Origin of the sequence: Amycolatopsis sp. WQ 127309, from assembly GCF_023023025.1 — a bacterium.
Lineage (GTDB): Bacteria > Actinomycetota > Actinomycetes > Mycobacteriales > Pseudonocardiaceae > Amycolatopsis.
The window spans coordinates 7,521,354-7,545,753 of the sequence record NZ_CP095481.1 but is presented as its reverse complement, the minus strand read 5'-3'; the positions used below and the strand labels follow the sequence as shown (position 1 = coordinate 7,545,753).

Annotated in this window: 29 protein-coding genes; 10 read left to right on the top strand and 19 right to left on the bottom strand. The window is 72.6% G+C overall.

Features of this window, described 5'->3' with window-relative positions; all coding sequences use genetic code 11:
- The first annotated feature begins 209 nt into the window (after positions 1 to 209).
- Positions 210 to 1,307 carry a S1 family peptidase gene (locus tag MUY22_RS33950; RefSeq protein WP_247051254.1) on the top strand — a complete coding sequence of 366 codons (1,098 nt, stop codon included), beginning with the start codon at positions 210 to 212 and terminating at the stop codon, positions 1,305 to 1,307.
- Here MUY22_RS33950 and MUY22_RS33945 read toward each other — a convergent pair.
- A complete protein-coding gene (locus tag MUY22_RS33945; protein ID WP_247051253.1) occupies positions 1,288 to 2,367 on the bottom strand; it encodes a Dyp-type peroxidase in 1,080 nt (359 codons plus the stop codon). The two genes, MUY22_RS33950 and MUY22_RS33945, sit on opposite strands and share 20 nt — an antisense overlap.
- 51 nt (positions 2,368 to 2,418) lie before the next feature.
- Between MUY22_RS33945 and MUY22_RS33940 the strand changes: the two genes are divergently transcribed.
- Positions 2,419 to 3,192, top strand: a complete 774-nt coding sequence (locus MUY22_RS33940) for an isocitrate lyase/phosphoenolpyruvate mutase family protein (protein WP_247051252.1) — start codon at positions 2,419 to 2,421, stop codon at positions 3,190 to 3,192.
- Between the two features lie 69 nt (positions 3,193 to 3,261).
- Entirely contained in the window at positions 3,262 to 3,705 is a 444-nt protein-coding gene (locus tag MUY22_RS33935; RefSeq protein ID WP_247051251.1) for an SRPBCC domain-containing protein, read from the top strand.
- A 13-nt stretch (positions 3,706 to 3,718) separates the two neighbouring features.
- Here the strand turns inward: MUY22_RS33935 and MUY22_RS33930 are convergent, their stop codons facing one another.
- From MUY22_RS33930 to MUY22_RS33920, 3 genes are all read right to left on the bottom strand, one after another.
- Positions 3,719 to 4,888 carry an LLM class flavin-dependent oxidoreductase gene (locus tag MUY22_RS33930; RefSeq protein ID WP_247051250.1) on the bottom strand — a complete coding sequence of 390 codons (1,170 nt, stop codon included), beginning with the start codon at positions 4,886 to 4,888 and terminating at the stop codon, positions 3,719 to 3,721.
- A gap of 111 nt (positions 4,889 to 4,999) precedes the next feature.
- Positions 5,000 to 6,577 (bottom strand): carboxylesterase/lipase family protein, encoded by a 1,578-nt coding sequence (locus MUY22_RS33925; protein WP_247051249.1) that lies wholly within the window; start codon positions 6,575 to 6,577, stop codon positions 5,000 to 5,002.
- Positions 6,574 to 7,173 carry a TetR/AcrR family transcriptional regulator gene (locus MUY22_RS33920; RefSeq protein WP_247051248.1) on the bottom strand — a complete coding sequence of 200 codons (600 nt, stop codon included), beginning with the start codon at positions 7,171 to 7,173 and terminating at the stop codon, positions 6,574 to 6,576. The genes MUY22_RS33925 and MUY22_RS33920 overlap by 4 nt, the downstream gene beginning before the upstream one ends.
- A 288-nt stretch (positions 7,174 to 7,461) precedes the next feature.
- Between MUY22_RS33920 and MUY22_RS33915 the strand changes: the two genes are divergently transcribed.
- Positions 7,462 to 7,764, top strand: a complete 303-nt coding sequence (locus tag MUY22_RS33915; RefSeq protein WP_247051247.1) for a hypothetical protein — start codon at positions 7,462 to 7,464, stop codon at positions 7,762 to 7,764.
- A gap of 613 nt (positions 7,765 to 8,377) precedes the next feature.
- Here MUY22_RS33915 and MUY22_RS33910 read toward each other — a convergent pair.
- The 4 genes from MUY22_RS33910 to MUY22_RS33895 all read right to left on the bottom strand — a co-directional run bounded on the left by MUY22_RS33910 (position 8,378) and on the right by MUY22_RS33895 (position 10,989).
- Positions 8,378 to 8,902: a hypothetical protein gene (locus tag MUY22_RS33910; protein WP_247051246.1), complete on the bottom strand. Its 525-nt coding sequence runs from the start codon at positions 8,900 to 8,902 to the stop codon at positions 8,378 to 8,380.
- Between the two features lie 116 nt (positions 8,903 to 9,018).
- A complete protein-coding gene (locus tag MUY22_RS33905; RefSeq protein WP_247051245.1) occupies positions 9,019 to 10,143 on the bottom strand; it encodes a hypothetical protein in 1,125 nt (374 codons plus the stop codon).
- Entirely contained in the window at positions 10,140 to 10,475 is a 336-nt protein-coding gene (locus MUY22_RS33900; protein WP_247051244.1) for a hypothetical protein, read from the bottom strand. Before MUY22_RS33900 ends, MUY22_RS33905 begins: the two co-directional genes overlap by 4 nt.
- A gap of 22 nt (positions 10,476 to 10,497) precedes the next feature.
- Positions 10,498 to 10,989, bottom strand: a complete 492-nt coding sequence (locus MUY22_RS33895) for a YbaB/EbfC family nucleoid-associated protein (RefSeq protein ID WP_247051243.1) — start codon at positions 10,987 to 10,989, stop codon at positions 10,498 to 10,500.
- Positions 10,990 to 11,167: 178 nt separating this feature from the next.
- Here MUY22_RS33895 and MUY22_RS33890 point away from each other — a divergent pair, with 178 nt between their 5' ends.
- The 3 genes from MUY22_RS33890 (at position 11,168) to MUY22_RS33880 (ending at position 14,077) form a co-directional block, all read left to right on the top strand.
- Positions 11,168 to 11,344 carry a CsbD family protein gene (locus MUY22_RS33890; RefSeq protein ID WP_247051242.1) on the top strand — a complete coding sequence of 59 codons (177 nt, stop codon included), beginning with the start codon at positions 11,168 to 11,170 and terminating at the stop codon, positions 11,342 to 11,344.
- 178 nt (positions 11,345 to 11,522) lie between these two features.
- Positions 11,523 to 12,725 carry an LLM class flavin-dependent oxidoreductase gene (locus MUY22_RS33885; protein WP_247051241.1) on the top strand — a complete coding sequence of 401 codons (1,203 nt, stop codon included), beginning with the start codon at positions 11,523 to 11,525 and terminating at the stop codon, positions 12,723 to 12,725.
- Positions 12,726 to 12,736: 11 nt separating this feature from the next.
- A complete protein-coding gene (locus MUY22_RS33880) occupies positions 12,737 to 14,077 on the top strand; it encodes an NtaA/DmoA family FMN-dependent monooxygenase (protein ID WP_247051240.1) in 1,341 nt (446 codons plus the stop codon).
- 54 nt (positions 14,078 to 14,131) lie between these two features.
- Here MUY22_RS33880 and MUY22_RS33875 read toward each other — a convergent pair whose 3' ends face one another.
- Positions 14,132 to 14,275 (bottom strand): hypothetical protein, encoded by a 144-nt coding sequence (locus MUY22_RS33875; protein ID WP_247051239.1) that lies wholly within the window; start codon positions 14,273 to 14,275, stop codon positions 14,132 to 14,134.
- A 24-nt stretch (positions 14,276 to 14,299) separates the two neighbouring features.
- Positions 14,300 to 15,274: a ketopantoate reductase family protein gene (locus MUY22_RS33870; protein ID WP_247051238.1), complete on the bottom strand. Its 975-nt coding sequence runs from the start codon at positions 15,272 to 15,274 to the stop codon at positions 14,300 to 14,302.
- Between the two features lie 70 nt (positions 15,275 to 15,344).
- On the opposite strand from MUY22_RS33870, the gene MUY22_RS33865 reads away from it, so the two are divergent.
- Both MUY22_RS33865 and MUY22_RS33860 read left to right on the top strand, forming a co-directional pair.
- Positions 15,345 to 15,923, top strand: a complete 579-nt coding sequence (locus tag MUY22_RS33865) for a TetR/AcrR family transcriptional regulator (RefSeq protein WP_247051237.1) — start codon at positions 15,345 to 15,347, stop codon at positions 15,921 to 15,923.
- 66 nt (positions 15,924 to 15,989) lie between these two features.
- Positions 15,990 to 17,606, top strand: coding sequence for a CocE/NonD family hydrolase (locus MUY22_RS33860; protein WP_247051236.1), 1,617 nt, complete (start codon positions 15,990 to 15,992; stop codon positions 17,604 to 17,606).
- A gap of 5 nt (positions 17,607 to 17,611) precedes the next feature.
- On the opposite strand, the gene MUY22_RS33855 is transcribed toward MUY22_RS33860, so the two are convergent.
- Complete coding sequence (locus MUY22_RS33855) at positions 17,612 to 18,343, bottom strand: TetR/AcrR family transcriptional regulator (protein WP_247051235.1); 732 nt, start codon at positions 18,341 to 18,343, stop codon at positions 17,612 to 17,614.
- Between the two features lie 180 nt (positions 18,344 to 18,523).
- Here MUY22_RS33855 and eno point away from each other — a divergent pair, with 180 nt between their 5' ends.
- Positions 18,524 to 19,807, top strand: coding sequence for a phosphopyruvate hydratase (gene eno, locus MUY22_RS33850; RefSeq protein ID WP_247051234.1), 1,284 nt, complete (start codon positions 18,524 to 18,526; stop codon positions 19,805 to 19,807).
- On the opposite strand, the gene MUY22_RS33845 is transcribed toward eno, so the two are convergent.
- From MUY22_RS33845 to MUY22_RS33810, 8 genes are all read right to left on the bottom strand, one after another.
- The gene (locus tag MUY22_RS33845) at positions 19,791 to 20,282 is read right to left on the bottom strand and encodes a molybdopterin-binding protein (protein WP_247051233.1); all 492 of its coding nucleotides are present in this window, start codon (positions 20,280 to 20,282) and stop codon (positions 19,791 to 19,793) included. The two genes, eno and MUY22_RS33845, sit on opposite strands and share 17 nt — an antisense overlap.
- A gap of 83 nt (positions 20,283 to 20,365) precedes the next feature.
- Positions 20,366 to 20,938, bottom strand: coding sequence for an alkaline shock response membrane anchor protein AmaP (amaP, locus tag MUY22_RS33840; protein WP_247051232.1), 573 nt, complete (start codon positions 20,936 to 20,938; stop codon positions 20,366 to 20,368).
- Positions 20,935 to 21,462, bottom strand: a complete 528-nt coding sequence (locus MUY22_RS33835; RefSeq protein WP_247051231.1) for a DUF6286 domain-containing protein — start codon at positions 21,460 to 21,462, stop codon at positions 20,935 to 20,937. Before MUY22_RS33835 ends, amaP begins: the two co-directional genes overlap by 4 nt.
- A complete protein-coding gene (locus tag MUY22_RS33830; RefSeq protein WP_247051230.1) occupies positions 21,459 to 21,839 on the bottom strand; it encodes an Asp23/Gls24 family envelope stress response protein in 381 nt (126 codons plus the stop codon). The genes MUY22_RS33835 and MUY22_RS33830 overlap by 4 nt, the downstream gene beginning before the upstream one ends.
- A gap of 2 nt (positions 21,840 to 21,841) precedes the next feature.
- Entirely contained in the window at positions 21,842 to 22,018 is a 177-nt protein-coding gene (locus tag MUY22_RS33825; RefSeq protein WP_247051229.1) for a hypothetical protein, read from the bottom strand.
- Positions 22,015 to 22,365, bottom strand: a complete 351-nt coding sequence (locus MUY22_RS33820; protein ID WP_247051228.1) for a hypothetical protein — start codon at positions 22,363 to 22,365, stop codon at positions 22,015 to 22,017. Before MUY22_RS33820 ends, MUY22_RS33825 begins: the two co-directional genes overlap by 4 nt.
- Entirely contained in the window at positions 22,362 to 22,835 is a 474-nt protein-coding gene (locus tag MUY22_RS33815) for an Asp23/Gls24 family envelope stress response protein (RefSeq protein ID WP_247051227.1), read from the bottom strand. The genes MUY22_RS33820 and MUY22_RS33815 overlap by 4 nt, the downstream gene beginning before the upstream one ends.
- Positions 22,836 to 22,981: 146 nt before the next feature.
- Positions 22,982 to 24,364: an MFS transporter gene (locus MUY22_RS33810; RefSeq protein WP_247051226.1), complete on the bottom strand. Its 1,383-nt coding sequence runs from the start codon at positions 24,362 to 24,364 to the stop codon at positions 22,982 to 22,984.
- Between the last annotated feature and the right edge of the window lie 36 nt (positions 24,365 to 24,400).

Below are 24,400 nucleotides of genomic sequence, written 5' to 3'. Positions count from 1 at the left end.
GATTGTCGCGCGTGAAGCGACCAGGCGGGGCGTCACCAATCGCGGTGATCACTCACAGGAGTGACGATCGACATGCCCGCAACCTGGCCCGTTGCGCCGGAAAGGGGAATTGCGAGACCTACTCAAATGGCAGCTATCCGGCTTTCCCGGTACTGCGTAACGTCGATTGACGGGTGCGGTTCTCGCACCCACGACTCCTGGAGGTTCTCGTGATCCGACGACCCCTGCGCACCGTGGCCGCCCTCGTCGGCGCCGCGGCCGCGGCCACCGCTTTCGCGACCCCGGCCTCGGCGGCCGCCGCGCCGTTGACCGAAGCCGCCGGCCCGGCCGCGCTGGCCGCCGCCCAGCACGCGCTCGGCGGCTCCCTGGGCAGCGCGTTCGGGCTGTCCTGGCTGGACACCACCACCGGCGGCCTGGTCGTCGGCACCACCGACGCGGCCCGCGCGGCGCAGATCCGCGCCGCCGGGGCGACGCCGAAAGTGGTGCGGCACAGCGCGTCCGAGATGAAGGACGTCCAGTCGACGCTGGATCGCAGATCCACCGGCGTACCCGACTCGGTCGCCGGCTGGTACGTCGACGCGCCCGCCAACGAGGTCGTCGTGAGCGTGGTGGGCGGCGACCCCGCGGGCGTCGCGTGGGCCACCGCGGGTGGCGCGCCGGTGCGGGTGGAACGCGTCGACCGGGCGCCGCGGCCGCTGTGGGACGCCGTCGGCGGGCATGGCCTCTACTTCAACGGCGGCGCCTGTTCGATCGGGTTCAACGCCTACAACGACAGCGACGTCCACTTCGTCATCACCGCCGGGCACTGCACGGAACTCGGCGGCGCGGTCAGCGGCGTCGGCGGGCCCATCGGCAAGGTCGCGAAATCGTCGTTCCCCGACAACGACTACGGCACCGTCAAGGTGACCAGTGACGCCGTCTCGACGCCGCCGCGGGTGGACCGCTATGAAGACGGCACCGACGTGCGGATCGACGGCACGGACGTCGTCGGAGTCGGCGGGCGCATCTGCCGGTCCGGCATCACCACCCACTGGCAGTGCGGTCGCGTCATCGCACTCGACCAGGCCGTGAACTACGGCGACGGCAACCTCGTGTACGGGCTCACGCACACCGACGCCTGCGCCGAACCCGGCGACTCGGGCGGCTCGTTCGTCAGCCGTCCCGCCGCGGGGTCCGGCACCAAGCTGGTGCAGGCCCAGGGCATGACGTCCGGCGGGTCCGGGGACTGCGAGACCGGCGGCGACACGTTCTTCCAGCCCGTGCGGGAGGTGCTGGACCGCTACGGCCTCACTCTCGAAACCAACTGACACCCGCTGACGGCGCGGCGGCCTCCCGGAGGCCGCCGATGCCGAGCGAGTCGTCGGGTTCCGGCGCTGTTTCGGGTTCCGCTTCCGGTGCTGCTGCCTGTTCTTCCGCTTCGGCTTCGGGCTCGGGCGGGTTCTCCAGGAAGTCCGCCGTCGGCACGTACAGCAACGCGCCGGTGTGCGGGGTCGAGAAGTCGAGGATGCGGTCGTGGTTCCCGGGCGGCGACCCGACGAACATGTTCTCCAGCATCCGCTCGATCACCACGGGCGACTTCGCGTAGCCGATGAAGTAGGTGCCGAACTCGCCGTACGCCGGGCGGCCGAACGGCATGTTGTCGCGCAGGATGTCCAGCTCGTTGCCGTCGTCGTCGGTGATCACGTTGAGCGCGATGTGGGAGTCGCTCGGCTTCTCCGCGTCCGAAAGCTCCACATCGGACAGTTTGCGCCGGCCGATCACCCGCTCCTGCTCCTCGGTGGACAGCGCGTTCCACGCCGTCATGTCGTGCAGGTACTTCTGGACGACGACGTAGCTGCCGCCGTCGAACCCGCCGTCGTCGTCGACGTACACCGCGGCCCGGGCAGCGCGGCCGGTCGGGTTCTCGGTGCCGTCGACGAAGCCCAGCACGTCACGCGCGTCGAAGTAGCGGAAGCCCTGCACCTCGTCGACGACGGTGACCGCACCGGCGAGCCGCGCCATGATCAGCGTCTCCAGCTCGAAGCAGAGGTCCATCCGGTCGGCGCGGAAGTGGAACAGGAGGTCGGCGTCACTCGTCACGCTTTCGTGGCGCTCACCCTTGAACACGGGCAGCTCGTGCAGCTCGGCCGGGCGCGGGCCGCCGTAGACCCGGTCCCAGGCGGCGGAGCCGATCCCGGCCAGGCAGGAAAGGCCGCCGGTCAGCGACCGGAACCCGACGGACCGCCGCAACCCGGGCAGGTCCGCCAGCAGGTCCTTGACGACGTCCTCGCCGCCGAAGTCGATCCGCAGCAGCAAGAAGATGGCGGCGCGGGTGAGGGGTCCGGCGATCTCCTCGGCGTCACCCGGCGAGGCCTCTTTCGAAAGCATCCGCGACGATAGCATTCGCCGTCGTCGCGCTCTCCTCCTACATTGGGGGACATGACTTCCACCGCCGACAAGGCCAAGCGCTTGCAGGAGCTGCACGCGGCTCCGGAACTGCTGCTCGTCGTCAACGTCTGGGACGCGATCACGACGAAGGTCGTCGCCGAGACGCCGGGCACGCAGGCCCTCGCCACCCCGAGCCACGGCATCGCCGCCTCCCGCGGCTACCCGGACGGCGAAAAGATCCCGCGCGACGAGATGATCGCCGAAGTCGCCCTGATCGTGCGCACGGCGGGCGACCTGCCCGTCTCCGCCGACCTCGAAGCCGGCTACGGCGACCCGGGCGGCACCATCGCCCGGGCCATCGAGGCCGGCGCCGTCGGGGCGAACCTCGAAGACCAGATGAAGCCGCTCGCCGAGTCGGTCAAGGCGGTCGAGGCGGCCGTCGCCGCGGCGCAGTCGGCCGGCGTCGACTTCGTGCTCAACGCCCGCACCGACGCGTTCCTCAAGATCGGCGACCAAGAGGAGGCGCTGACCGAGGCGATCACCCGCGGCCGCGCCTACCTCGACGCGGGCGCGTCGAATTTCTTCGCTCCCGGCAAGCTCGACGAGACCCAGGTCGGCCGCCTGGTCGAGGCGCTCGGTGAGCGCAAGGTCAACCTGATCGGCATCCCGGGCTCGATCCCGCTGGCCGTCGCGCAGAAGCTCGGCGTCTCCCGGGTGTCGTACGGGCCGTGGAGCCAGAACGTCGCGCTGACGGCGCTGGCCAAGCTGGCCGAAGACGTCTACGGCGGCGGTGGCCTGCCCGCCGACACCCGCAAGCTGAACTGACGGCGGATCCCTCGTTGTTTACAGTCACTGAAGTGATACGGTGACTGTAAACAACGAGAGGACGCCGCCGTGAGCGAGTTCGAGATCGTCACCGAGTACCCGCACCCCCGCGACCGGGTGTGGCGGGCGCTGACCGACCCGGCCCTGGTCCCCCGGTGGACGTCCACCGGCCAGGGCGGCCGCCCCGAGGGGTTCGTCCCCGAGGTCGGCACGCGGTTCCGGTTCGTCGGCAAGCCCGTGCCCGGCTGGGACGGCGTCGTCCGCTGCGAGGTCCTCGCCGCCGACGCGCCGGCCTTGCTGCGCTTCACCTGGCGCAACAAGGAAACCGACGAGCCGAGCTTCGTCACCTACCGCCTCGAGGACACCGCCGCGGGCACCCGCTTCACCTACTCGCACACCGGTTTCCGCGGCGTCGGCGGGCTCGTCATGTCCCGCCTGCTGCAGCGGGTCCGCCGCCGGATGCTGGCCGAGGGCCTGCCGCCGGTGCTCGACGACCTCGGCGCCGCGGCCTGACGCTCAGGGCAGCTCAGGCCAGGTCCGGGATCAGCTCGCCGATCAGGCGGATGCTCTTCAGCACCTTGTCGTGCGGGATGCCGCCGATCTGCTGCAGGCACATCAGCCGGTCGATGCCCAGGTCGGCGTAGGCCTGCAGCTTCTTGCGGCAGGTGTCCGGGCTGCCGACGATCAGCGAGTCCTGCGCGCTCAGCACCTCGAAGATCTCGTCGTCCGGCACCGATTCCCCTTGCAGGATCCGGGCGATCAGCAGGTTCGCGTCCGTCGGGCCGTTCTGCGCCTCGCCGCGCAGGAACTCGCCCGTCAGGCCGCCGCCGTCCGGTGCCGCCACGATCTCCTGCTGGCGGGCGTTGAGGCGGACGAACTCGTTCGCCGCCTCGAAGAACGTCAACGCCGTCACGGTGTACCAGGCCGCGGCCGCGGCGGCGCCGTTGCGCATCGCCTCCTCGTCGGTGTCCGCGCAGTGCACGAACGTGAAGAAGCCGACCTGGTTGTTGACGAACGCGCCGACCGGGTCGGTGCACTGCGCGGCCGCCGCCCGGTACAGGCCGATCAGCCGGCCCGCGCGCTCCAGCGACTCCCACATCGTCGTGCCCAGCACGCCGACGCCGCGGCGGCCGGCCTCCTCGAAGGAGGACGCGCTCGCCGCCGCCTGCCACAGCGGCGGATGGGGCCGCTGCAAGGGTTTCGGCGCGATCGCGACGTCGTCGACGCGGTAGGCGTCGCTCTCGTGGGAGAACCGTTCGGAGGTCCACATCCGCGGCACCATCTCGAAGGCTTCCTGCGTCTGGGCGCGGGCGTCGTCCGGCTCGATGCCGAACAGGCGCCACTCGGGGATCGTCGAGCGGGTCAGGCCGAGCTCCACCCGGCCGCCGCTGAGGTGATCGAGCGTCGCGGCGCGCTCGGCGACGCGGATCGGGTGGTTGAACCGGCCCGGCGCGAGCACCGCAGAGTGCCCGAGCCGGATCCGGCTGGTGCGCTGGGAAAGCGCCGCCAGCATCAGCTCCGGCGCGGACGACAGGCTGAACTCCCCCGCGCCGTGGTGCTCGACCTGCCACCAGCACCCGTAGCCCAGTTCGTCCGCGAGAACGGCCTGTTCGATCGCCTGGCCGAACCTGAGCTGCTCGTGGCCTTCGGGCCACGGCCGGGGGTTCTGGATCTCGTTGAACAGGTCGATCTGCATCCACGGCCTCCGGCTGCTCGGGTCTGCTCCTCGATGGCACTGAGAAGTCAGTCCCCGAGAGCGACGGCTCCGTTACTCATGTCGCACGTTCGGCGCAGTACTTCCGGCGGGCTAGGGGTTCCGCGGCCAGAAGCCGCAGTGGTGGTCGGATCCGCTGTCGACGACGTTCCCGCCGGCGGCCGTCAGGCTCAGCACGCTCGTCGAGGTGGCGGTCCCCGCGGCGATGTCCGCCGCGCCGGGCGCGGCCGGGGTCCCGGTGCGGGCGAAGCCGCTCCAGTAGCCGACCATCCGCTCCCCGAGCCGGGCCTGGGCGGGATCGGTGAGCAGGTTCTTGCCGCCGAGGTCGAACAGGTACGGCGTGTCGGTGGCGTGCGCGGCGCCCTGGGCCATGCCGGGCACGTTGACCTGGTTGACGTTCGGCGCGTGCGACTCGGCGAACTCGTACGGGAACACCTTGGTCGTGCGCGCCAAGGCCTGGTTGCCGGCCAGCGTCGGACAGCTCCACGCCGCGTCGGTGATCACCGTCGAGAACGCCTCGACCGGCGTCGGGAACCGCTGCAGCGGGTACTCCCGGAGGACGTCCGCGGCGCGGACGCCGAACGCCGCCCGCACGAGCTGCGGGTAGGTCGCCTCGGTGATCGAGGACGGGTCGGCCATCGCCGCGCCGCCCGTGAACGAGCGGGCTTCGTCGTGGTTGCCGCCCGAGAGGACCGGGATCCGGGCGATCCGGCCGGCGCGGACCGCGTCCGGCGGGTTCTCCGGCAGCAGGTCGGTGCCGTAGGCGAGGTGGTCGGAGAACGCCGTGCTCACCGGCAGCAGCTTGTCGGCGGGCAGGCGGCGGAGGCACTGCAGCGCACCAGGACCCGGGCAGCCCAGCTGGTTCGCGGTCACGACGCCGTCGGCCTGGTCGGTGGCCAGCGAGGTGTAGGGCGTCTGCGCCGGGACGCCGGGGAACAGCCCGCCGGCGGGCCAGTTCAGGAAGCAGGAGCCGGACGAGATCGCGACTCGCTGGACGAGCCCGGCGGCCTGCGGCGAGGTGAGCAGCGCGCACGCCGACATCCCGCCCGCGGACTCGCCGAAGACGGTCAGGTTGCCCGGGTCGCCGCCGAAGGCCGCGGCGTTGTCCTTCGCCCAGTGGGTGGCGGCGAGCTGGTCGGCGAAGCCGAAGTTCCCCGAGCCGGCCAAGCCGGGCAGCCCGAGGTAACCGAAGACGCCGAGGCGGTAGTTGACCGTGACCACGACGACGTGCCCGCGCGAGGCCAGCCGCTGGGCGTCGTAGTCGGCGCCGGAGCCGCTGGTGTAACCCCCGCCGTGCCACCACACCATGACCGGCAAGCGCTCGCCGGGCGCTTGGTCGCGCGGGGTCGTCACGTTGAGGAACAGGCAGTCCTCGGACGTCCCGGCGGCCTGCGTCCCCTGGGAGCAGCGGGCGCCGGGGCGGGTCGCGTCGACGACGCCGGCCGGAGCCGGCGCGGGCTGCGGCGCGGTCCAGCGGCGCTCCCCCGTCGGCGCGAGCGCGTAGCGGACGCCGAGGAACTCCCGCGCCGACGCGGTGGCCAGGCCGTGCACCTGACCGCTGGTGGTGCCGACGGTCAGCTGCGGCCCGTCGGGTGGCGGGCTCGAGCACGCGGCCGCGGTCAGGGCCAGCGCCACGGTCAGCGCGCCGGCGATCCGGGCTCGGACGGTCATGGGGTTTCCTTTCGGGTCGCCAGGTCGAACGTGCGGACCAGTTCGTCACGCACCCGCGCCGCGGTGGCGGGTGTGCGGTCGGCGGTGACCCGGACCAGGGCGGCGTCGAGCGCGGCGCGGATCGTGCCGGCCATGATCGCGACGTCGAAGGCCCGGAACTCGCCGGCCTCGACCCCGGCGCGCAGCAACGCGCCGACGTCGTCCAGCTCGGTCTGGTGGTGCCGGGTGCCGTCCCGCTCCTGCGCGGTGAAGACGGCGCTGAGCGCGGCCAGGTGCCGGGGATAGGCCGCGTAGAACTCGACGCTGCCGCCGATGAAGGCGAGCAGGCTCGCCCGCGGCGACCCGGCCCGGACGACCCGCGGCCCCAGCTGCGCCCCGGCGAGCGCGTACACCGTCCGGACGACCTCGGCGACCAGGTCGGCCCGGTCCCGGAAGTGGTAGGTGAGCACGCCGCGGCTGACCCCGGCCGCCCGCGCGATCCGCACGGTGGACGCGGCGGCGTACCCGTCGCGGGCGAGCACGTCGATGGCCGCGTCCACCAGCTGCGCCCGGCGCGCGGCGTGGACGGCCGTCTCGTTGCTCCGTTCGGGGGCCACCCTTGGTGATAGCCCGTGGCGGCCACGGTTAAACAGTCCTGTTCAGAGTGACGACGTTTTGGCACGGAATCCGTAGACCATCACCCGATCCGGTGAACTATTCCGACACGCACCTCACCTGATTGCGCATTCAGCCCGATCATGTACGGCCTACCGGGCGATGGGGGACAGTCTTTCGGGTACACCACGTCCTGGACTGATCATCCGAACGCCCTCGTCTGCGACACTTTGGAGCTAATGGCGGGAACGCAGCGTAGCGACCCGCCGGAGCGCAGGGGTGGAGGACGGATGACCACGCACCACCGACAGGCGGGCTTGCGTGCATGGACGCACCGCCCGCGCCACGCCCGCCGCTCGACCACCGGCCTGTCCCCGATCCTGGTCCTGGCGGCGACGATCCTGCTCCTCGCCGACACGGCTCTCGGGGTCACGGTGGTGATCCTCGTGTTCGCCACGCTGACCGTGCTGTGGACGGTCCGCCGGCCGCTGCGCAGGGCCGCGCGAGACCTGGACACGATCTTGACGGAGGAGCTGAGCCCCGGACACAGCCGAGCCGCCCACTTCGGCGACCCGGCTACCGCACAGCACTAAGCGGAACACGAAACCCACCACTCCAGCCGCCGCGTCGGTCACTCCGGTTAGCGTGTTGGCCGCTGCGGTCAGCGTGTTGGCCACTCCGGGCAGCGTGTTGGCCGGTCCAGGCGCCGTGTTGGCCCCTCCGGGCACCGTGTCGGCCGCCGCGGGCAGTGTGTCGGCCGCTCTGGCCGCTGTGTTGGCCGTTCCCGGGCACGGTGTCAGCATCTCCGGGCGCCGTGTCGGCCCCTCTCGCCGCCGCACTTGGCTACTTCGCGCGGTGTGTTGGCCGCTGCGGCCGCGGTGTTGGCGCTCCACCGGCCGTGTTGGCCGCTCGGGGACCGTATCGCCCCTCAGAGCGCCTTGTCCCCCACTCCAGCAGCCGCGCTGGCTGCCCGGGCCGCGTGTTGATCGTTGCGGCCACAGTGTCGGCCACTCCGGGCAGCGAGTCGGCCGCTCCGGGCGCCGTATTGTCCGCTCTGGGCAGCATGTTGGACTTTCCGAGCGCCGAATCGACCACTCCAGCAGCCGCACTCGGCGCTCCAGCAGCCGCACTCGGCGCTCCCGCCGCCGTGTCGGCCACTCCAGCAGCCGCGTTGAGCGGCTCGATGCGGCGCGCGCTCCGGCTGTCCTACTCCGGGCGGCCGTTCCAGTGCACCACGTCCGGCCACTCCAGGAACTTCCGCAGGTGCTGCTCCTCCGAACGCCCGTGCAGCGGGAACCGGAACACCGAACCGTCCGGCCAGGTCAGCTCCTGCTTGCGGAAGCCGACCTCCGGAGCCTCGGGTTTCCGGGCCTCCCAGACGATCCGCGGCGCCGGCGCGCCGGCCGGGTCGACGTACGTCGAGCCCGTGTCCACCACGGCTACCGCCGTCGGGGAAAACGCCAGCCACGGGCCGCTCGCCGAGCCCAGGCGGTCGGTCAAGTCCAGCGCCTGTGCGTCCGCCGGGCCCGACACGCGGATCTCCCGCTGGAACGGACGGCCCCCGCCGCCGCCGTTGGCCAGGACGAAGACGGACACGACCGCGCCGCCGATGCCGCGGGCGATGTTCCAGAAGAACCGGCGGATCAGCCGCTTTCCCGCCACCGTCCCGTCGTGGCGGCGGCCGGGGACGTCGAAACCCAGGTCCGTGTCCCCCAGGCGCAGCACGATCACCGGCTCGTGCCAGTGGTCCCGGAGGAAACCCTCGACGCGTTCCCGGAAGCCCGGGCGGACCTGGGCGTCAGCCGACCAGCGTTCGGCGCGGTCCTGGAGCTCGGCTGCCCGCGTCTCTAGATGTCCAGGTCCTTCCGGGTGTCCTCCGGGCTCCGGTCCCCGCCGATCTCGCTCTTGTCGAACCACGGTTCGTCCCCCTCGGGCGTGACAGCTTCCTTGCCTTCGGCGAAGGCACCCTTCGCCGCGCCGATACCCGCCTTGACGCCCGCGCCGGCGAGCAGCGGGCCGGCGCCCGCCGAGGTGCCGAACATCGTCGTGAGCACCCGGTTGCTCGGCTGGAAGCCCTGGGCGACCGCGCCGAAGCCGAACTTGGTCTGGCCGGGCATCACGCCGACCCGCAGCTTGGTGGTGAACTCGACCAGCTTCGTCGAGTACTTCGCCATGAACTCGATGAAGGTGTCGAGCAGCTTGCCGAACTTGCCCAGGTAGCCGGTCACCTTCTTCAGCACGCTGGCGGCCTTGGCGATCGACGCGGTCATCGCGGCGGCGACCGAGCTGCCGAAGCTGATCACCGACGCCGCCAGCGCGGGCAGCCAGAGCGTGATCAGCCAGGACACCAGCTCGGTGATGATCCCCTTGATCACCTCTTCGATGACGACCATGACCATCGACCACATCTGCAGCACCTCGGCCACCGACCCGGCGGCCGAGCCGACGCCGCGGATGCCCGAGGAGAAGTCGCCGAGCGCTTCCTTCGCCGCGTTGCCGGCGTCGTCCACCCACTCGGCCAGCGCGGTGTCGCCGGTCTTCTCGAAGTCCTCGGCGAGCGCGACGAAGCCCTGGGCGATCGTCACGAAGTTCTCCGACGCGTGCCCGATGGCCGGGCCGTCGCCGGTGACCTGGTGCAACGCGTCCTGCAGCGGCTGGACCAGCTCGAGCAGCATGTTCAGGCCGTGGCTGACGAGCCAGCCGATCGGGTCCATGGCGAAGGTGACCATGTCGCCGGCGGCCGCGCCGACGAACTTCGCGCCGTCGCCGACCAGCGCGCCGCCCGCCGACGCCAGCTCGCCGAAGTTGCCCGCCTGCGCCGCCTGCTGGGCGTGCTCCCCGATGGACTTGCCCGCCTTGTAGGCCGTGCCCGCCACCGGCACGTAACCCGCCGCGCGGTCGAGGTTCGCGCCCGTGCTCTCGTCGTAGGGCTGGACGTCCAGCGCGTCGGCGATGCTCTTGTGCTCGCTCACTTGCCCTCCCCGACCGCGTCGATCTGCGCCTCGTACCGGCCGAACGTGATCACGCCGGCGTCTTCCATGCCCTGGTACATCTCCGCGGCCTTGGTCAGCTTGGTGGTGAAGCCGTCGACGCCGTCCTTCAGGTCGGTCAGCAGCGACCGCAGTTCGCCGAGCCGGTCGGTGTAGCCCTGCTTCGCGAACAGGCCGATGAGCCCCCACGCCTCGTCGGTGACGTCGGCGGCGTCGATCTTGGCGCCGAACTTGTCGGCTTCCTGCTCGTAGAACGGCAGCTGCCGGGCGTACGCGGAGATCGCGCCGATGTTGGTCTGGATTCCTTCTGGCATCGCGGAGCTCTCTCGGTCGGGGTCAGTCGCGGCGGAGGATCGTGTTCTCTTCGAAGTAGTCGTCGTCCCGCGGGGCGGGCCGGCGTCGCGGGGCGGCCTGCGGCGCTTGCGGCTCCGACGCAGGGGGCTCGGCGACGGTTCCGAAAGCTTCGGCCTGGGCCTCGCGCACCTGCTCCTGCGTGGTGACGCCGAGCGTGTCGCCGAAGGCGTCGTCCACGATCCCGGCCTGCTGCTGGACGGCCCCGGCCACGGCCTGGCGCAGGGTCGTCATGATGATCGCCGCCAGCCGGCCCGCTTCGAGGTGCGTGGCCCCCGCGGCGAGCCGCAGGTCGGTGACGGTCCCGCCGGCCCCGGCCACGACCGTGACGTTGCCGTCCGGCGAGGTCACGGTGGTCGCCACCTGGGCGATCCGCTCCTGCATGTCGCCGACCCCGGCGAAGCGGGTCTCGGCCTGGCGAACCTTCGCCTGGAAGTTCTGGAACTGGGCGATCAGCTCGTCCATGTGCGCGGACATCGTGTCTCCCTTGCGCGGTCTGGTGACATCCGCCCGCATGATGTCAGATCCGCGGGGGGTTCCGGTCCGTTTTCGGAGTTTCGCCCCGGGGTGGGCGACGGCCATGCCCTCGCACCCGGCCCGATGTGTATCCGCCGCGGCACCGGGTAGCCGTACCGCACCCCAGGAAAGGCGGACGATGAACGACAAGGCGGAACACAAGGCCGAAGAGCTCAAGGGCCAGGCCAAGGAAAAGGTCGGCGACGCCACCGGGAACGAGCAGTGGCAGGCCGAAGGCAAGGCCGATCAGGGCAAGGGTGCCCTCAAGCAGGCCGCCGACAAGGTCAAGGACGCTGTGAAGGGTCACAAGGACTGATCTCCCCGGGCCCCGGCCCGGGACGGCCGCCGCACTCCGGAGTGCGGCGGCCGTTTCACGTCCCGGTTATTCCCGGGCCGCCCGGAAACTTCCCATTTTCCCACCCCCTGGCCACTCCGGCCCGGCCACCGGGAACCGGCGCACACTGAGGCCACGGGACGAGGGAAGGAAAGCCGGGATGGCAGCAGGGAACGGACCACGGATCGCCGTCGCGCTGGACGGTGCCGGGTGGCACCCCGCCGCGTGGCGGGAGCCGGGGGCGCGGCCGGGTGAGCTGCTCACCGCGGGGTACTGGACCGACGTGGTCCGCGAGGCCGAGGCGGCCAAGCTGGACTTCGTCACCCTCGAGGACTCGCTGGCCCTGCAGACCGAGCAGTACCTCGACCGGCCGGGCGAGCGCACCGACCTGGTCCAGGGCCGCCTCGACGCGGTGCTGATCGCCGCCCGCGTCGCGCCGCTGACCTCGCACATCGGGCTCGTGCCGACCGCGATCGTCACCCACACCGAGCCGTTCCACCTGTCGAAGGCGATCGCGACGCTCGACTACGTCAGCGGCGGCCGGGCCGGCGTCCGCGTCCAGGTCGCCGGGCGGCCCGCGGACAACCGGCACTTCGGCCGCCGGGAGTTCGGCGAGTTCCGGCTCGAGGACTCCACCACGCCGGACGTCGTGAGCCCGCTGTCGGAGCTGTTCGACGAGGCCGCGGACTACGTCGAGGTGCTGCGCCGGCTGTGGGACAGCTGGGAGGACGACGCCGAGATCCGCGACGTCGCGACCGGCCGGTTCGTCGACCGGGAGAAGCTGCACTACATCGACTTCGAAGGCCGCTGGTTCAAGGTCAAGGGCCCGTCGATCACCCCGCGCCCGCCGCAGGGCCAGCCGCCGGTCACCGCGCTGGCGCACGCCGCGGTCCCCTACCGCCTCGCCGCCCGCTCGGCCGACGTCGTCTACGTGACGCCGTTCGACCGCACGCAGGCCGGCGAGATCGTCACCGCGGTGCGCGACGAGCAGGACCGGGCCGGCCGCGCGGCCGAGACGCTGCACGTGTTCGGCGACGTCGTCGTGTTCCTCGACGAGACCGAGCGGGCCGCCGCCGACCGCTTGGCCCGGCTCGACGACCTGTCCGGCGCGAAGTACACCTCGGACGCCCACGTCTTCACCGGCACGCCCGCCGGCCTCGCCGACCTGCTGCTCGACTGGCAGGCGGCCGGGCTCTCCGGGTTCCGGCTGCGGCCGGGCGCGGTGCCGCACGACCTGACCGCGATCACCCGGGGCCTGGTCCCCGAGCTGCGCGCCCGCGGCGCCTTCCGCACCGAGTACGAGGCGGACACCCTGCGCGGCCTGCTCGGCCTCGCCAAGCCCGCCAACCGCTACGCCGCCTGAGGAGGCCCGCGATGACCCAGCCCCGCAAGCAGATCCACCTCGCGGCGCACTTCCCCGGCGTGAACAACACGACCGTGTGGAGCGATCCCGAGGCCGGCAGCCACATCGAGTTCAGCTCGTTCGTCCGGCTCGCGCAGACGGCCGAACGCGCCAAGTTCGACTTCTTCTTCCTCGCCGAGGGCCTGCGCCTGCGCGAGCAGAACGGCGAGATCTACGACCTCGACGTCGTCGGCCGCCCCGACACCTTCACCGTGCTCTCGGCGCTGGCCGCGGTCACCGAACGGCTCGGCCTGGCCGGCACCATCAACTCGACGTTCAACGAGCCGTTCGAGGTGGCCCGCCAGTTCGCCTCGCTCGACCACCTCTCCGCCGGGCGCGCGGCCTGGAACGTCGTCACGTCGTGGGACGCCTTCACCGGCGAGAACTTCCGGCGCGCCGGGTACCTGCCGCAGGACCAGCGCTACGACCGCGCCGAGACGTTCCTGCGCACCGCCTGGGAGCTGTTCGACTCCTGGCGCGGCGACGAGATCGCCGCCGACGCCGGCAGCGGCGTCTTCCTCCGGGATCCCGCCGCGGGCGCCTTTGCCCACCACGACAAGCACTTCGACATCGAGGGCCGGTTCCCGGTGCCGCGCAGCCCGCAGGGCCGCCCGGTGATCATCCAGGCCGGCGACTCCGACGAGGGCCGCGAGTTCGCCGCGGCCACCGCGGACGCGATCTTCAGCCGCTACGGCACCCTGGAGGCCGGGCAGGCGTTCTACACCGACGTCAAGGGCCGGCTGGCGAAGTACGGCCGGACGTCGGAGCAGCTGGTGATCCTGCCCGCGGCGACGTTCGTCCTCGGCGACACCGACGCCGACGCCCACGAACGCGCCCACGTCGTCCGGTTGCAGCAGGTCAGCGGGCAGACCGCGATCAAGTTCCTCGAGCAGCTGTGGAACGCCGACCTGTCCGGCTACGACCCGGACGGCCCGCTGCCCGACATCGACCCGGTGCTCGGGGAGAACACGATCGCGCGCGGCCGGGCCAGCGTCCGGATGTACCGCGACCCGCAGGCCACCGCGAAGGAGTGGCGCCAGCTCGCCGAGGCGAAGAACCTGTCCATCCGCGAGCTGATCATCGAGGTCACCGGCCGGCAGACGTTCATCGGCTCCCCCGCGACCGTCGCCGCCACGATCGACGACCTGGTCCAGGCGGACGCGAGCGACGGGTTCATCCTCGTCCCGCACGTCACACCGGGCGGGCTCGACGAGTTCGCCGACAAGGTCGTGCCGCTGCTGCAGGAACGCGGCTCGTTCCGGACCGAGTACACCGGCACGACCCTGCGCGAGCACCTCGGCCTGGACGCCTGAACACGACGGCGGCCCGGGTTTCGCCCCCGGGCCGCCGTCGTCGTTCCGGCCGGATCAGCCGATGTGCGTGCTGATGTTGCCGCCCGTGCTGTAGGCCGTGGCGCAGGAATTGTTGTCCACCAACGGAACCGGCACCTTCAGCAGGGTGCCGGAGACGTCGCCGCCCTCGGATGTCGCCCCGGCCGCGATGAGCGCCACTGGTTTTGTCCGACACGCCTCGGCTCACACCGCTGACGGACGGGCCTCCCCTTCGCGTGCGAAGGTCGGTTCCGCCGCTTCCAGGCGGGGTACCGCGACGCCCAGCCGTCGTGCTTCCGCCAGGGTGTCCCGGCAGATCTCCCGCGGTTCCTCGGTCCCGGGGTCGGAGTGCGCCTCGAAGTTCACGCGCAGCGGCGCGAAGTGCGCGGTCAGCCAGGCGAGCACGGGGGCCGTCAGCCAGGCGGGCGCGCGCAACCCCACCACCCCGCCCCGGTGGCGTCGCAGGTCGACGCCGCGTGCTTCGAGGAGCGGCAGCAGCTCGCGGCCGGTCAGCAGCGCTTCGCGCAAGGCGCCCGTCGCCCCGGCCAGCTGGGCCAGCGAACCCAGCCTCAGGCCCTGCGCGTGCACGCCCGCGTTGAACGCGAAGTGGACCCACAGCCAGCCGCGGAAGTCGGGCTTCTCCCGCGGCCGGAACCCGGCCTCGCGAAACACCCGGCGCACGGCCTGCTCCCGGTCGGTCGGCGGTCGGTCGAGGGTGCCGAAGACGGCATGCGGCAGCAGGGCCCCGCGGAGCACGCCGTCCGCGCCGAAACCGCCGCCGGCTTGGGGAAAGCCCCACGCGACGCGGTCGAGGGGGAGCGCGCCGATCGCGGCCGTCGGCTCGGCCCAGAGGTTGCCGAACACCAGCACGGTGGCCGCGCCGACGCGCGGGGCCAGGAACGCCGCGGCCTCCGCGAGGCGGTGGTGCGGCACGCTCAGCACGATCAGGTCGAAGTCGTGGTCCGGCACCAGCTCCTCGCGGTAGCGCACCGGCCACTTCTCGACGACGCGCTGTCCCCACGGCCGCCGCCGCGTGTCGAGCAGGTCGAGGTCCACCGCTCCCCCGTACGCCGCCGCGCGGCCCGGCCGGACGTAGAACTCGACGTCGTGCCCGGCCCGTTCCAGGGCCCAGCCGTACACCGTGGCGATCACGCCGCGGCCGAACATCAGGATCCGCAAGGCACACCTCATGAGCTAGGATGGAAATGGAGGTCATCTCCACTTCTCAAGCTAGGGAGGCCGGGTCCGGTTGTCAACGCGAGATTCCGACAAGCCGTTGCGCGCCGACGCCCGGCGCAACCGCGACGCCCTGCTGGCCAAGGCCCGGGAAGTCTTCGACGCCGGGGGCTTCTTCGACCTGCGCTTCGACGACTTCGCGCGCCTGGCCGGCGTGGGCACCGGCACGCTCTACCGCCACTTCCCCACCCGGGAGGCGCTGGCCGAGGCGGTCTACCACGAGGAGGTCGCCGCGTTGTGCGACCGCGCCCGCCGGTTGCGGGCCACCCTGCCCGCGCAGGAGGCGTTGGCGGCCTTCCTGCGCGGCATGGTCGACCACATGGACGCCCACCAGGGCCTCGCCCGGACCCTGGCCACGCTCATGACCACCGGTTCGAGTGCGCTCGCCGACGGCAGCCTGGCGCTGGAACAGGCCGTCACCGAGCTGGTGGCCGCCGCGGCGGAAGGCGGCTCCGTCCGCGACGACGTGAGTGCAGGCACCGTGATGATGGCCCTGCACGGCATCGGCGCGGCCCACGACCGCCCCGGCTGGCGGGCCGAGGCCGACGGCGTCATCACCCTGGTGCTGGACGGGCTGACCAGCCGGGGGTAGCCACTCCTCGCCGTACAGGAATAACTGTTCCGGTACGCTGACGGGGCCGAGCACGAGGAGCCACGCATGCCAGCACCGTCGACCCCCGGCCTCATCGCCCGCGCGGCCGGGGCCGTCCACACCCGGGCGTTCTCGCTGCCGCCGGCGCGCACGGCGTACACGATCACGCGCGGGCTGCGGGTGCCCGCTCGTGACGGCGCCGAACTGGTGACCGACCACTACGAGCCGCGGGCCGGCGCGCGCGGCACCGTGCTGATCCGGTCGCCGTACGGCCGCGGATTACCGGTCAGCCTGCTGCACGGCCGGATGCTCGCGGCGCGGGGTTTCCACGTCCTTGTGCAGAGCGTCCGCGGCACCGGTGGCTCGTCAGGCGTGCTCCGGCCGATGACGCAGGAGGCCGCCGACGGCCAGGACACCGTCGCCTGGCTGCGCGAACAGCCTTGGTACGACGGCCGGCTGGCCACCCTCGGCGGTTCCTACCTCGGCTGGAGCCAGTGGTCCCTCCTGCGCGACCCACCGCCCGAGCTGAAGGCCGCCGTGGTGGTCGTCGGCCCGCACGACATGGCCCGCGCGATGTACGGCACCGGCGCGTTCGCCCTGGCCGACTTCCTCGGCTGGAGCGCCACCGTGCTCGCCCAGAGCGACGGCGGGCTGCGCCGGGCGATGACGTCCGGCCGCCGGGCGCGCAAAGCCACGCACGAGACGCCCCTCGGCGCGGCCACGGAGACCGCGCTCGACGGCGCCGCGCCGTGGTTCGCCGGGTGGCTGTCCCACGCGGATCCGGCCGATCCGTTCTGGAACGCTTACGACGCAACCGAAAGCCTTGCCGAAGTCGAGGCCCCGGTCCTGCTCGTCGGCGGCTGGCACGACGTCTTCCTCGACCAGACCCTCGAGCAGTACCGGGCTTTGTCCACAAGGGACGTCGAGGTCGCGCTCACGATCGGGCCGTGGAAGCACCTGGACACCCTCGCCGCCGCCGCGCGCGTGATCGACCGGGAGGCCCTGGCCTGGTTCGAGCAGCACCTCGACGGCGGTCCCGTGCGCCCGGAGCCGGTCCGCGTGCACGTCACCGGCGCGGGCGAATGGCGGACGCTGCCGTCGTGGCCGCCCGCGACCACCGACCGCGTGCTGCACCCGCGGGCCGACGGGCGGCTCGGCGACACCGCCGACGCCGAAGGCGCGTCCACCGGGTTCCGGTACGACCCGGCCGATCCGACACCCGCCGTCGGCGGCCGGCACATGTCGGCCGGTGCCGGGGCGCGGGACAACCGCGCGCTCGAGGCCCGGCCGGACGTGCTGACGTTCACCTCCGCACCGCTCGGCTCGGCGCTGGAGGTCATCGGGGCGCCGCGGGTGGAACTGGCGCTGGACACCGGCAACCCGCACGCGGACGTGTTCGTCCGGCTCTGCGACGTCGACCCGCGCGGCCGCTCCCGCAACGTCACCGAGGTCTTCCGGCGGCTCGATCCCGGCCGTACCGGCGCGGTGTCGCTCGAACTGGGCGCCTGCGCGCACCGGTTCGCCGCCGGGCACCGGCTGCGGCTGCAGGTCAGCGGCGGCGCCCACCCCCGCTACGCGCGCAACCCCGGCACCGGGGAACCGATCGCGACGGCGACGGCGTTCACGGCCACGCGCTACACCGTCCACTGTGGTCGGTCGACGCTCACCGTGCCGATCGCGTAAGGGAACTACGTCGCCTCGGGCGGCGCGATCCGCCGGCGCCGCTGCCGTTCCAGTGCCGCGATCTGCCGGTTGGTCAGCCCCGGCTCCGGCAACGGCGTCGGCGCCTCGCGGGCGGGCTGCAGGCTGTCCAGCACGAGCCCGATCACCCGCCGGTACAGCCGCGGGTGGCGCGGGCCGCCGAAGTCGACCGACGTCTGCACGGCCATCGACAGCAGCAGCAGGTCACCCGCGACGAGGTCGTCCCGCACGAGCCCGGCCTCGCGGGCGCGCCGGACGAGCCGTTCGAGGTGCGCCCCGGTTCGGTTGTGGCTGTCCTCGACGAGTTTCGCCAGCCGGTGCGGCGTGCGCGGGCGCGACCAGCCGAGCGTTTCGCTGCAGGACCCGTTCAGGAGTTCGCGGAAGCCGCGGTCGGGCGCCAGCGTCGTGACGCAGGTTTCGAGGAACCCGGCGATCCCGTGCCACGGGTCGGCGTCCGTGCTCGCGTCGAGCGCTTGCTGTTCCGCCACCGCGAACCGGGGCTCGTAGACCTCGTGGATCAGGTCGTCCTTCGTCGCGAAGGTCCGGTAGACGGTCCCGACGCCCACGCCGGCCGCCTTGGCGACGTCGGCGAGCGTGACGGTGAGCCCTCGTTCCGCGAACAGGTCGGCCGCGGTGGCCAGGATCCGCGCGAGGTTCTCCTGCGCGTCCCGCCGCCGCGGCCCGGTCCGGGTCACGTCTGGTGTTCGAGGGGACGCCATTTCCCGGATGCTACCGGCCTTCGCAGTGCCGCCCGTCCCGGCGGCGCATGCTCACGAAAAGTTCAGGATCGATTCAGTAACTTCTGCTAGTCTCCCCGATGTTTCGCGGCTCACCGTGGCGCCGCGCCTGCAGCCGTTGCGCCGTAACCGGTGCGCGGCGCGAACTCATCGAGGAGTCACATGACAGCCATCGTCCGGGTCCACGGCCGCCAGGTCCTCGACAGCCGGGGCAACCCGACCGTCGAGGTCGACGTCGAGCTGGCGGACGGTTCGCTCGGCCGGGCCGCCGTGCCGTCGGGCGCCTCCACCGGCACGAAGGAAGCGGTCGAACTGCGTGACGGGGACAAGTCGCGGTTCCACGGCAAAGGCGTGCGCAAGGCCGTCGACGCGGTCAACGGCGAGATCGCCGAAGCGGTCGTCGGGCTCGACGCCGAGGCGCAGACCGAGGTCGACCGGGCGCTGATCGCCCTCGACGGCACCCCGAACAAGGCCCGGCTCGGCGCGAACGCCACGCTCGGCGTCTCGCTCGCGGTGGTCAAGGCCGCCGCGGCCGCCAGCGGGCTGCCGCTCTACCGCTACGTCGGCGGTGTGTTCGCGCACCTGCTGCCGATGCCGATGATGAACATCATCAACGGCGGCGCGCACGCGGACAACCCGATCGACTTCCAGGAGTTCATGATCGGCCCGATCGGCGCGGAGACCTTCGCCGACGCCGTCCGGATGGGCTCCGAGGTCTTCCACACGCTGCGCAAGTCGCTGCACGACGCCGGGCACGGCACCAACGTCGGCGACGAAGGCGGCTTCGCACCGAACCTCAGCTCCGCCGACGAAGCGCTCGAGTTCGTCCTGCGCGCGATCGAGCAGTCCGGTTACCAGCCCGGCGAGGACATCGCGCTGCTGCTCGACCCGGCCGCGTCCGAGTTCTACACCGGCGAGGTCTACGACTACACCGGCGAAGGCCGCAAGCGCAGCGTCGAGGAGCACGTCGCCTACCTCGCCGAGCTGACCGCGAAGTACCCGATCATCTCCATCGAGGACGGCCTGGCGCAGGACGACTTCGAGGGCTGGAAGCAGCTGACCGACCGGATCGGCGACCGCGTGCAGCTCGTCGGCGACGACCTGTTCTGCACCAACGTGAACCTGCTCAAGGACGGCATCGAGCGCGGCATCGGCAACTCGATCCTGATCAAGGTCAACCAGATCGGCACGCTCACCGAGACGCTCGACGCCGTCGAGACCGCGCACAAGGCGGGCTACTCGGCCGTCATGTCGCACCGGTCCGGCGAAACCGAGGACACCACGATCGCCGACCTCGCCGTGGCCACCAACTGCGGCCAGATCAAGACCGGCTCGCTGTCGCGCTCCGACCGCACGGCCAAGTACAACCAGCTCATCCGCATCGAGGAGGAGCTCGGCGCCGAGGCGCGCTACGCCGGCGCCTCCACCATCAGCGGCCGCCGCTGACCCGATCCGGTCCGGAACCGCGCACGCCGTTCCGGACCGGGTCGCCGCCGACGCACATCAGCTGCAGCCGGGCCAGTCCGCGGACGTAGCGACTGGCCCGCTGGTCACTCGGCATCACCAGCGTCGGGCGGGCGAGCAGCTCACCGTTGTAGCGGGTCGCCAGCAACGCGGCGCAGGCACCGAACTCCGGATCCAGCTCCGCCAGCGACAGCGCGACCTGGAACCCGTCCTCGGCCACCGCCAGCACGACCACCGTCAGGCTCGCCATCTTGTGCCGCGTGTCCACCGGCAGCGGGCCTTCGCGCAGGACGTCGTACAGGTGCACGCCGTGCACCTCGTGCCGCTCGTGCCGGCGGCGGGTCACGTACTCGACGTCGAGCCGGATCCGCGACCGCTCCCGCAGCTCGCCGATCCCGATCACCCGCGACGCGCACCCGGTCCCGGTGACCAGGAGCCCGGCTGCTGACGGTTCCATCCCTCCACGCTAAGTCACCGTGGCCGCGGCGTACAGCCACGATACGGCCGCAGATACGGAACTTTACGACCTGGGAAGCCGCTTCAGCGGATGCGAGGGCCGGCGGAGGTGGTGAAGCGAAACTCGATCGCGACCGGGACCGCGTCGAGGTCGAGCGCCTGCCGGAGCCGGGGCAGGCCCTCGGTCTCCAGGCGTTCGCGGATCTCCGTGGGGTCGCCGTCCTGCTCCACCGAGACGACCAGCGCCAGCGTCGGGTCCTCGCGGGTCCCCGCCAGCGTGGCCCGCGCCTGGTGCACGCCGGGATACGTCCGCAGCTCCTCGGTGAACGGCGCCACCGCGGCGTCGGCGGCCAGTTCGGTCCGGCCGCGGTCCGGGTCTTCTTCGAAGCGCCACGTCTGCGTCCGCGGGCGGCGCGCCAGCTGGGCGAGCAGCCAGCGCAGCACCAGCAGCCCGAGCACCACGGCCACCGCGGCGGCGACGTAGAGCACCCACGTCGGCGGCGACGCCGTGCCCGGGACCAGCGGCGACCCCGGGTCGACGACGGTCAGCCGGCGGAAGTGCGTCGCGACCGCGAACCCGCCCGCGGCCAGCAGCACCAGCCCGACCAGGCCGAGCAGGACGCGGTTGAGCCGGGCGGGACGGTTCAGGTTCGTCATGACTTCCTCCGGGGAGCGCGGACCCGCACCGAGACGGCCGGCCGGGTGGCCGGGCCGACCTGGTCGAGCCGGTGGCCGACCGCCTCGCGGACGGCGTCGGCGAGGCCGTCGGTCCGGGTCCGGGCCGTCTCGACCCGGACCTTCACGCGCCGGGTGCCGAGCTTGACCGCGGCACCGGACACGCCGTCGACGCCCGCGGCGGCGGCGCGCAGCGTCGAGCGGTAGCCGCCGCGAGCGGCGCCCGCGTCGAACGATCCGCCCAGCGGCAGCACGGTCATGGTCCCCGGCAGGATCGCGCCGAGCACCAGGACCAGCCCGAGCAGCGCGACGACGCCGCCGGCCACGGCCGGCAGCACGTCCGTCCACCGCAGGTCGTGCAGCCGGGACGCGACCGAATCGGGGCTGATCCACGGACGTTCGCCGAGGATCAGCTGGACCGCCACGACGGCGACGAGCACGCACGCGGCCAGCACCACCACCGCGGTCAGGACGGCCGGGACGCTCCGGCGGGGACGGCGTTTCATTCGACCCTCCGTACTTGGCCCGCGGTGGTGTGCAGGGCGGTGACCACGAGGTCGACGCGCGTGACCGTGAGCCCGGTCAGCGCCTCCACCCGCTCCACGAGGTGTTCGCGCGCCCGTTCGGTGGTGCGCGCGACCGAGGCGGGGTAGACGATCGAGATCCGGACGTCGAGCGTCACGGTCCCGTCGCCGACGTGGGCGCTCACCTTCGCGGAGTGGTCGAGGTCCTCGCCGCTCAGGCTGACGCCGAGGACCCGGCCGGCCGCGCCGCCGACGTCGTCGACCTCGAGCACGGCGCAAGCGGCCAGCCGTTCGACCGCCTGCGCCGAGATGGTCAGCACGCCGCGCTCGGCGACCGGCGCGGTCAGGGTGGTGGTCACGCTCAGCCCCGATCGCGGCCGGAGAGCTGCGACAGGTCGAGCTTGCCGTCGAGGTAGCGCCCGACCAGGAAGCCGATCGCCCCCAGCACGGCGACCGCGGCGAACGCGCCGAAGCCGCCGAACGCGACGGCCAGCCCCAGGACGAGGCCGGTGAGCAGACCCAGCTGCGTGGACTTCACGAGACCCTCTCCTTCTCTTGTGCGGCAACCACTTGTCCGGGGATCTCCGGTGCGGGGATCTCCGGTGCGGCGCCGGCCGGTTCGGCCAGGTCCGCGATCACGACGTGCACCGGCCGCCCCGCGACGGCGGCGGCGGTGCGCACGGCCGCGGCGACGTCCGCGGCCACCAGCGGGTACCGAGTGGTGACCGCGATCGTGACGTCTTCGTCGCGGACGCGCACCCCCGCGATCCGCCGCGGCGGGTCGAGCGTGGCGATCTCGCCGAACCGGCCGCCGTGCAGCCCGGTCACGCCGGGCGCGATCCGCACCGCGGCCGCGATCCGGGCGGCGTCGGGTTCGGGATTCACTGCACCCGGCCGGTTTCGGTGGTCTCGCCCTCGTCCTCGGACGGCAGGTGCAGGTCGCCGACGTTGATGTTCACCTCGACCACCTCCAGGCCGGTCATCTGCTCGACGGCGGTGATCACGTTGCGGCGCACCGAACGCGACAGGTCCGCGATGGACACGCCGTACTCGACGACGATCTGCAGGTCGACGGCCGCCTGCTTCTCGCCGACCTCGACCGACACACCCTGCCCGGCCGAGGCGGTCGCGCCCGGGATCCGCTCGCGGATCGCGGAGAAGGCCCGCGCGGCGCCGCCGCCGAGGGCGTGCACGCCAGGGATCTCCCGCGTGGCCAGGCCGGCGATCTTCTGGACGACGACGTCGGCGATCGACGTGGCGCCCTCGGTCGTCACCAGCGCGCCGTCGCCGCCCTTCTTGGCCTGGTCGGACGGAGCCTGCTGGGCGGGCACCTTGGTGGCGGTGGCGTTCGTCATGACGTCTCCTTCGCACATCGGGAATGCGTTGTGTTCTCGCGGAAGCCCCTTGATTGTTCTTCCACACAGGACAGACAACGCGGTGGGAAGATCGTCACGACCCGATCGTGTGACACCCATCTCCCGTGTACGGGTGACCGCCGGCGCTACCCGGCGACGGGAACCCCGGCGCGTTTCGCCGCCGCGCCCAGGGCGGCGATGACCGCCGCGCCGGCCACCGACAGCGCGATTCCCACCAGTACGGCCACGTTCCAGCCCGCGACGAGGTCCGCAGCCGGGGTCGCCGACGGGTGAACCGCCAGCACCGTCACCACGGTGACGCCCAGCGCCGCGCCGACGTACCGGCTGGTGTTGTTGATGCCGCTGCCCATCCCGGCCCGGTGCGGCGGCACGCTCGCCACCGCTTCCCGGCCCAGCGACGCGTTCACCACGCCGGTGCCGAGCCCCGCCAGCAGCAGCCCGCCGAGCAGCGGGCCCGCGCCGGAACCCGGGGTGACGAACGCGAGCGGCACCAGGCCGGCGGCCACCACCAGCAGGCCGGCGCTCAGCCGCGCCCCGCCGGAGAACGCCGCGGGCAGCCGCCGGGTCAGCAGCGCCGAGACCACGCTGGTCGCCGACCAGGTCAGCACGACGAGCGACGCCGTCAGCGGGGTGAACGCCAGGCCGTTCTCCAGCATCGTGCACAGGAAGGCCATCAACGCCGTGACGCCGCCGCCCGCCACGAACGCGCCGGTCGTCGCCGAAAGCAGCGCCGGGCGGCGGAACAACGTGAGGTCGAGCATCCCGCCCTCGGCCCGGCGCTGGTGCGCGAAGAACGCGGCGAGCAGGACGACCGCGGCGACCAGCAGCGTCACCTCCAGCGGGCTCGTCCAGCCCTGGCGGCCTTCGGTGAGCGCGGCGAGCAGGGCCGCGAGGCCGCCGCCGAGCAGCAGCGAGCCGGCGACGTCGACCTTGCGCGCCCGGCCCGAGACGGACTCGTCGAGCAGGACCCGGCCCAGCACGGCGACGCCGAGGGACAGCACGGTGGTGACGAGGTAGAGCACGCGCCAGCCGGCGGCGAGGTCGAGGACCGCGCCGGCCACCGGGCCGATCGCGATGCCGGCGCCGAGGCACGCGCCCCACACCCCGGTGGCGCGGGCACGGCCGGCGGCGTCCGGGAAGGCGTGGCCGAGCACCGCGAGACCGCAGGCGATCAGCGCGGCCGCCCCGAGCCCTTCGACGACCCGGCCGACGATGAAGGTCAACGGCCCGGGCGCGACCGCACACAGCAGCGACCCGGCGGCCAGTACCGCCCCGCCGGCCGCGAACACGCGCCGCCGGCCGAAGTCGTCGCCGATCGCGCCGGCCGAGAGGAGGGCGACCGCCAGGCCGAGGCTCATCGAGCTGAGGATCCACGACGTCGCGATCGCGCCGGCGCCGAGCCCGCGGGCCACCGACGGGACGATCGAGAGCGGCGCGGTGAACACGAACATGGCGAGCAGGGTGCCGCCGCCGGAGGCGACGAGCACAGCGGCCGGGCGGCGGTCCATGCGAGCTCCCGTTGATTCGGTGACCGAACTCTTCGC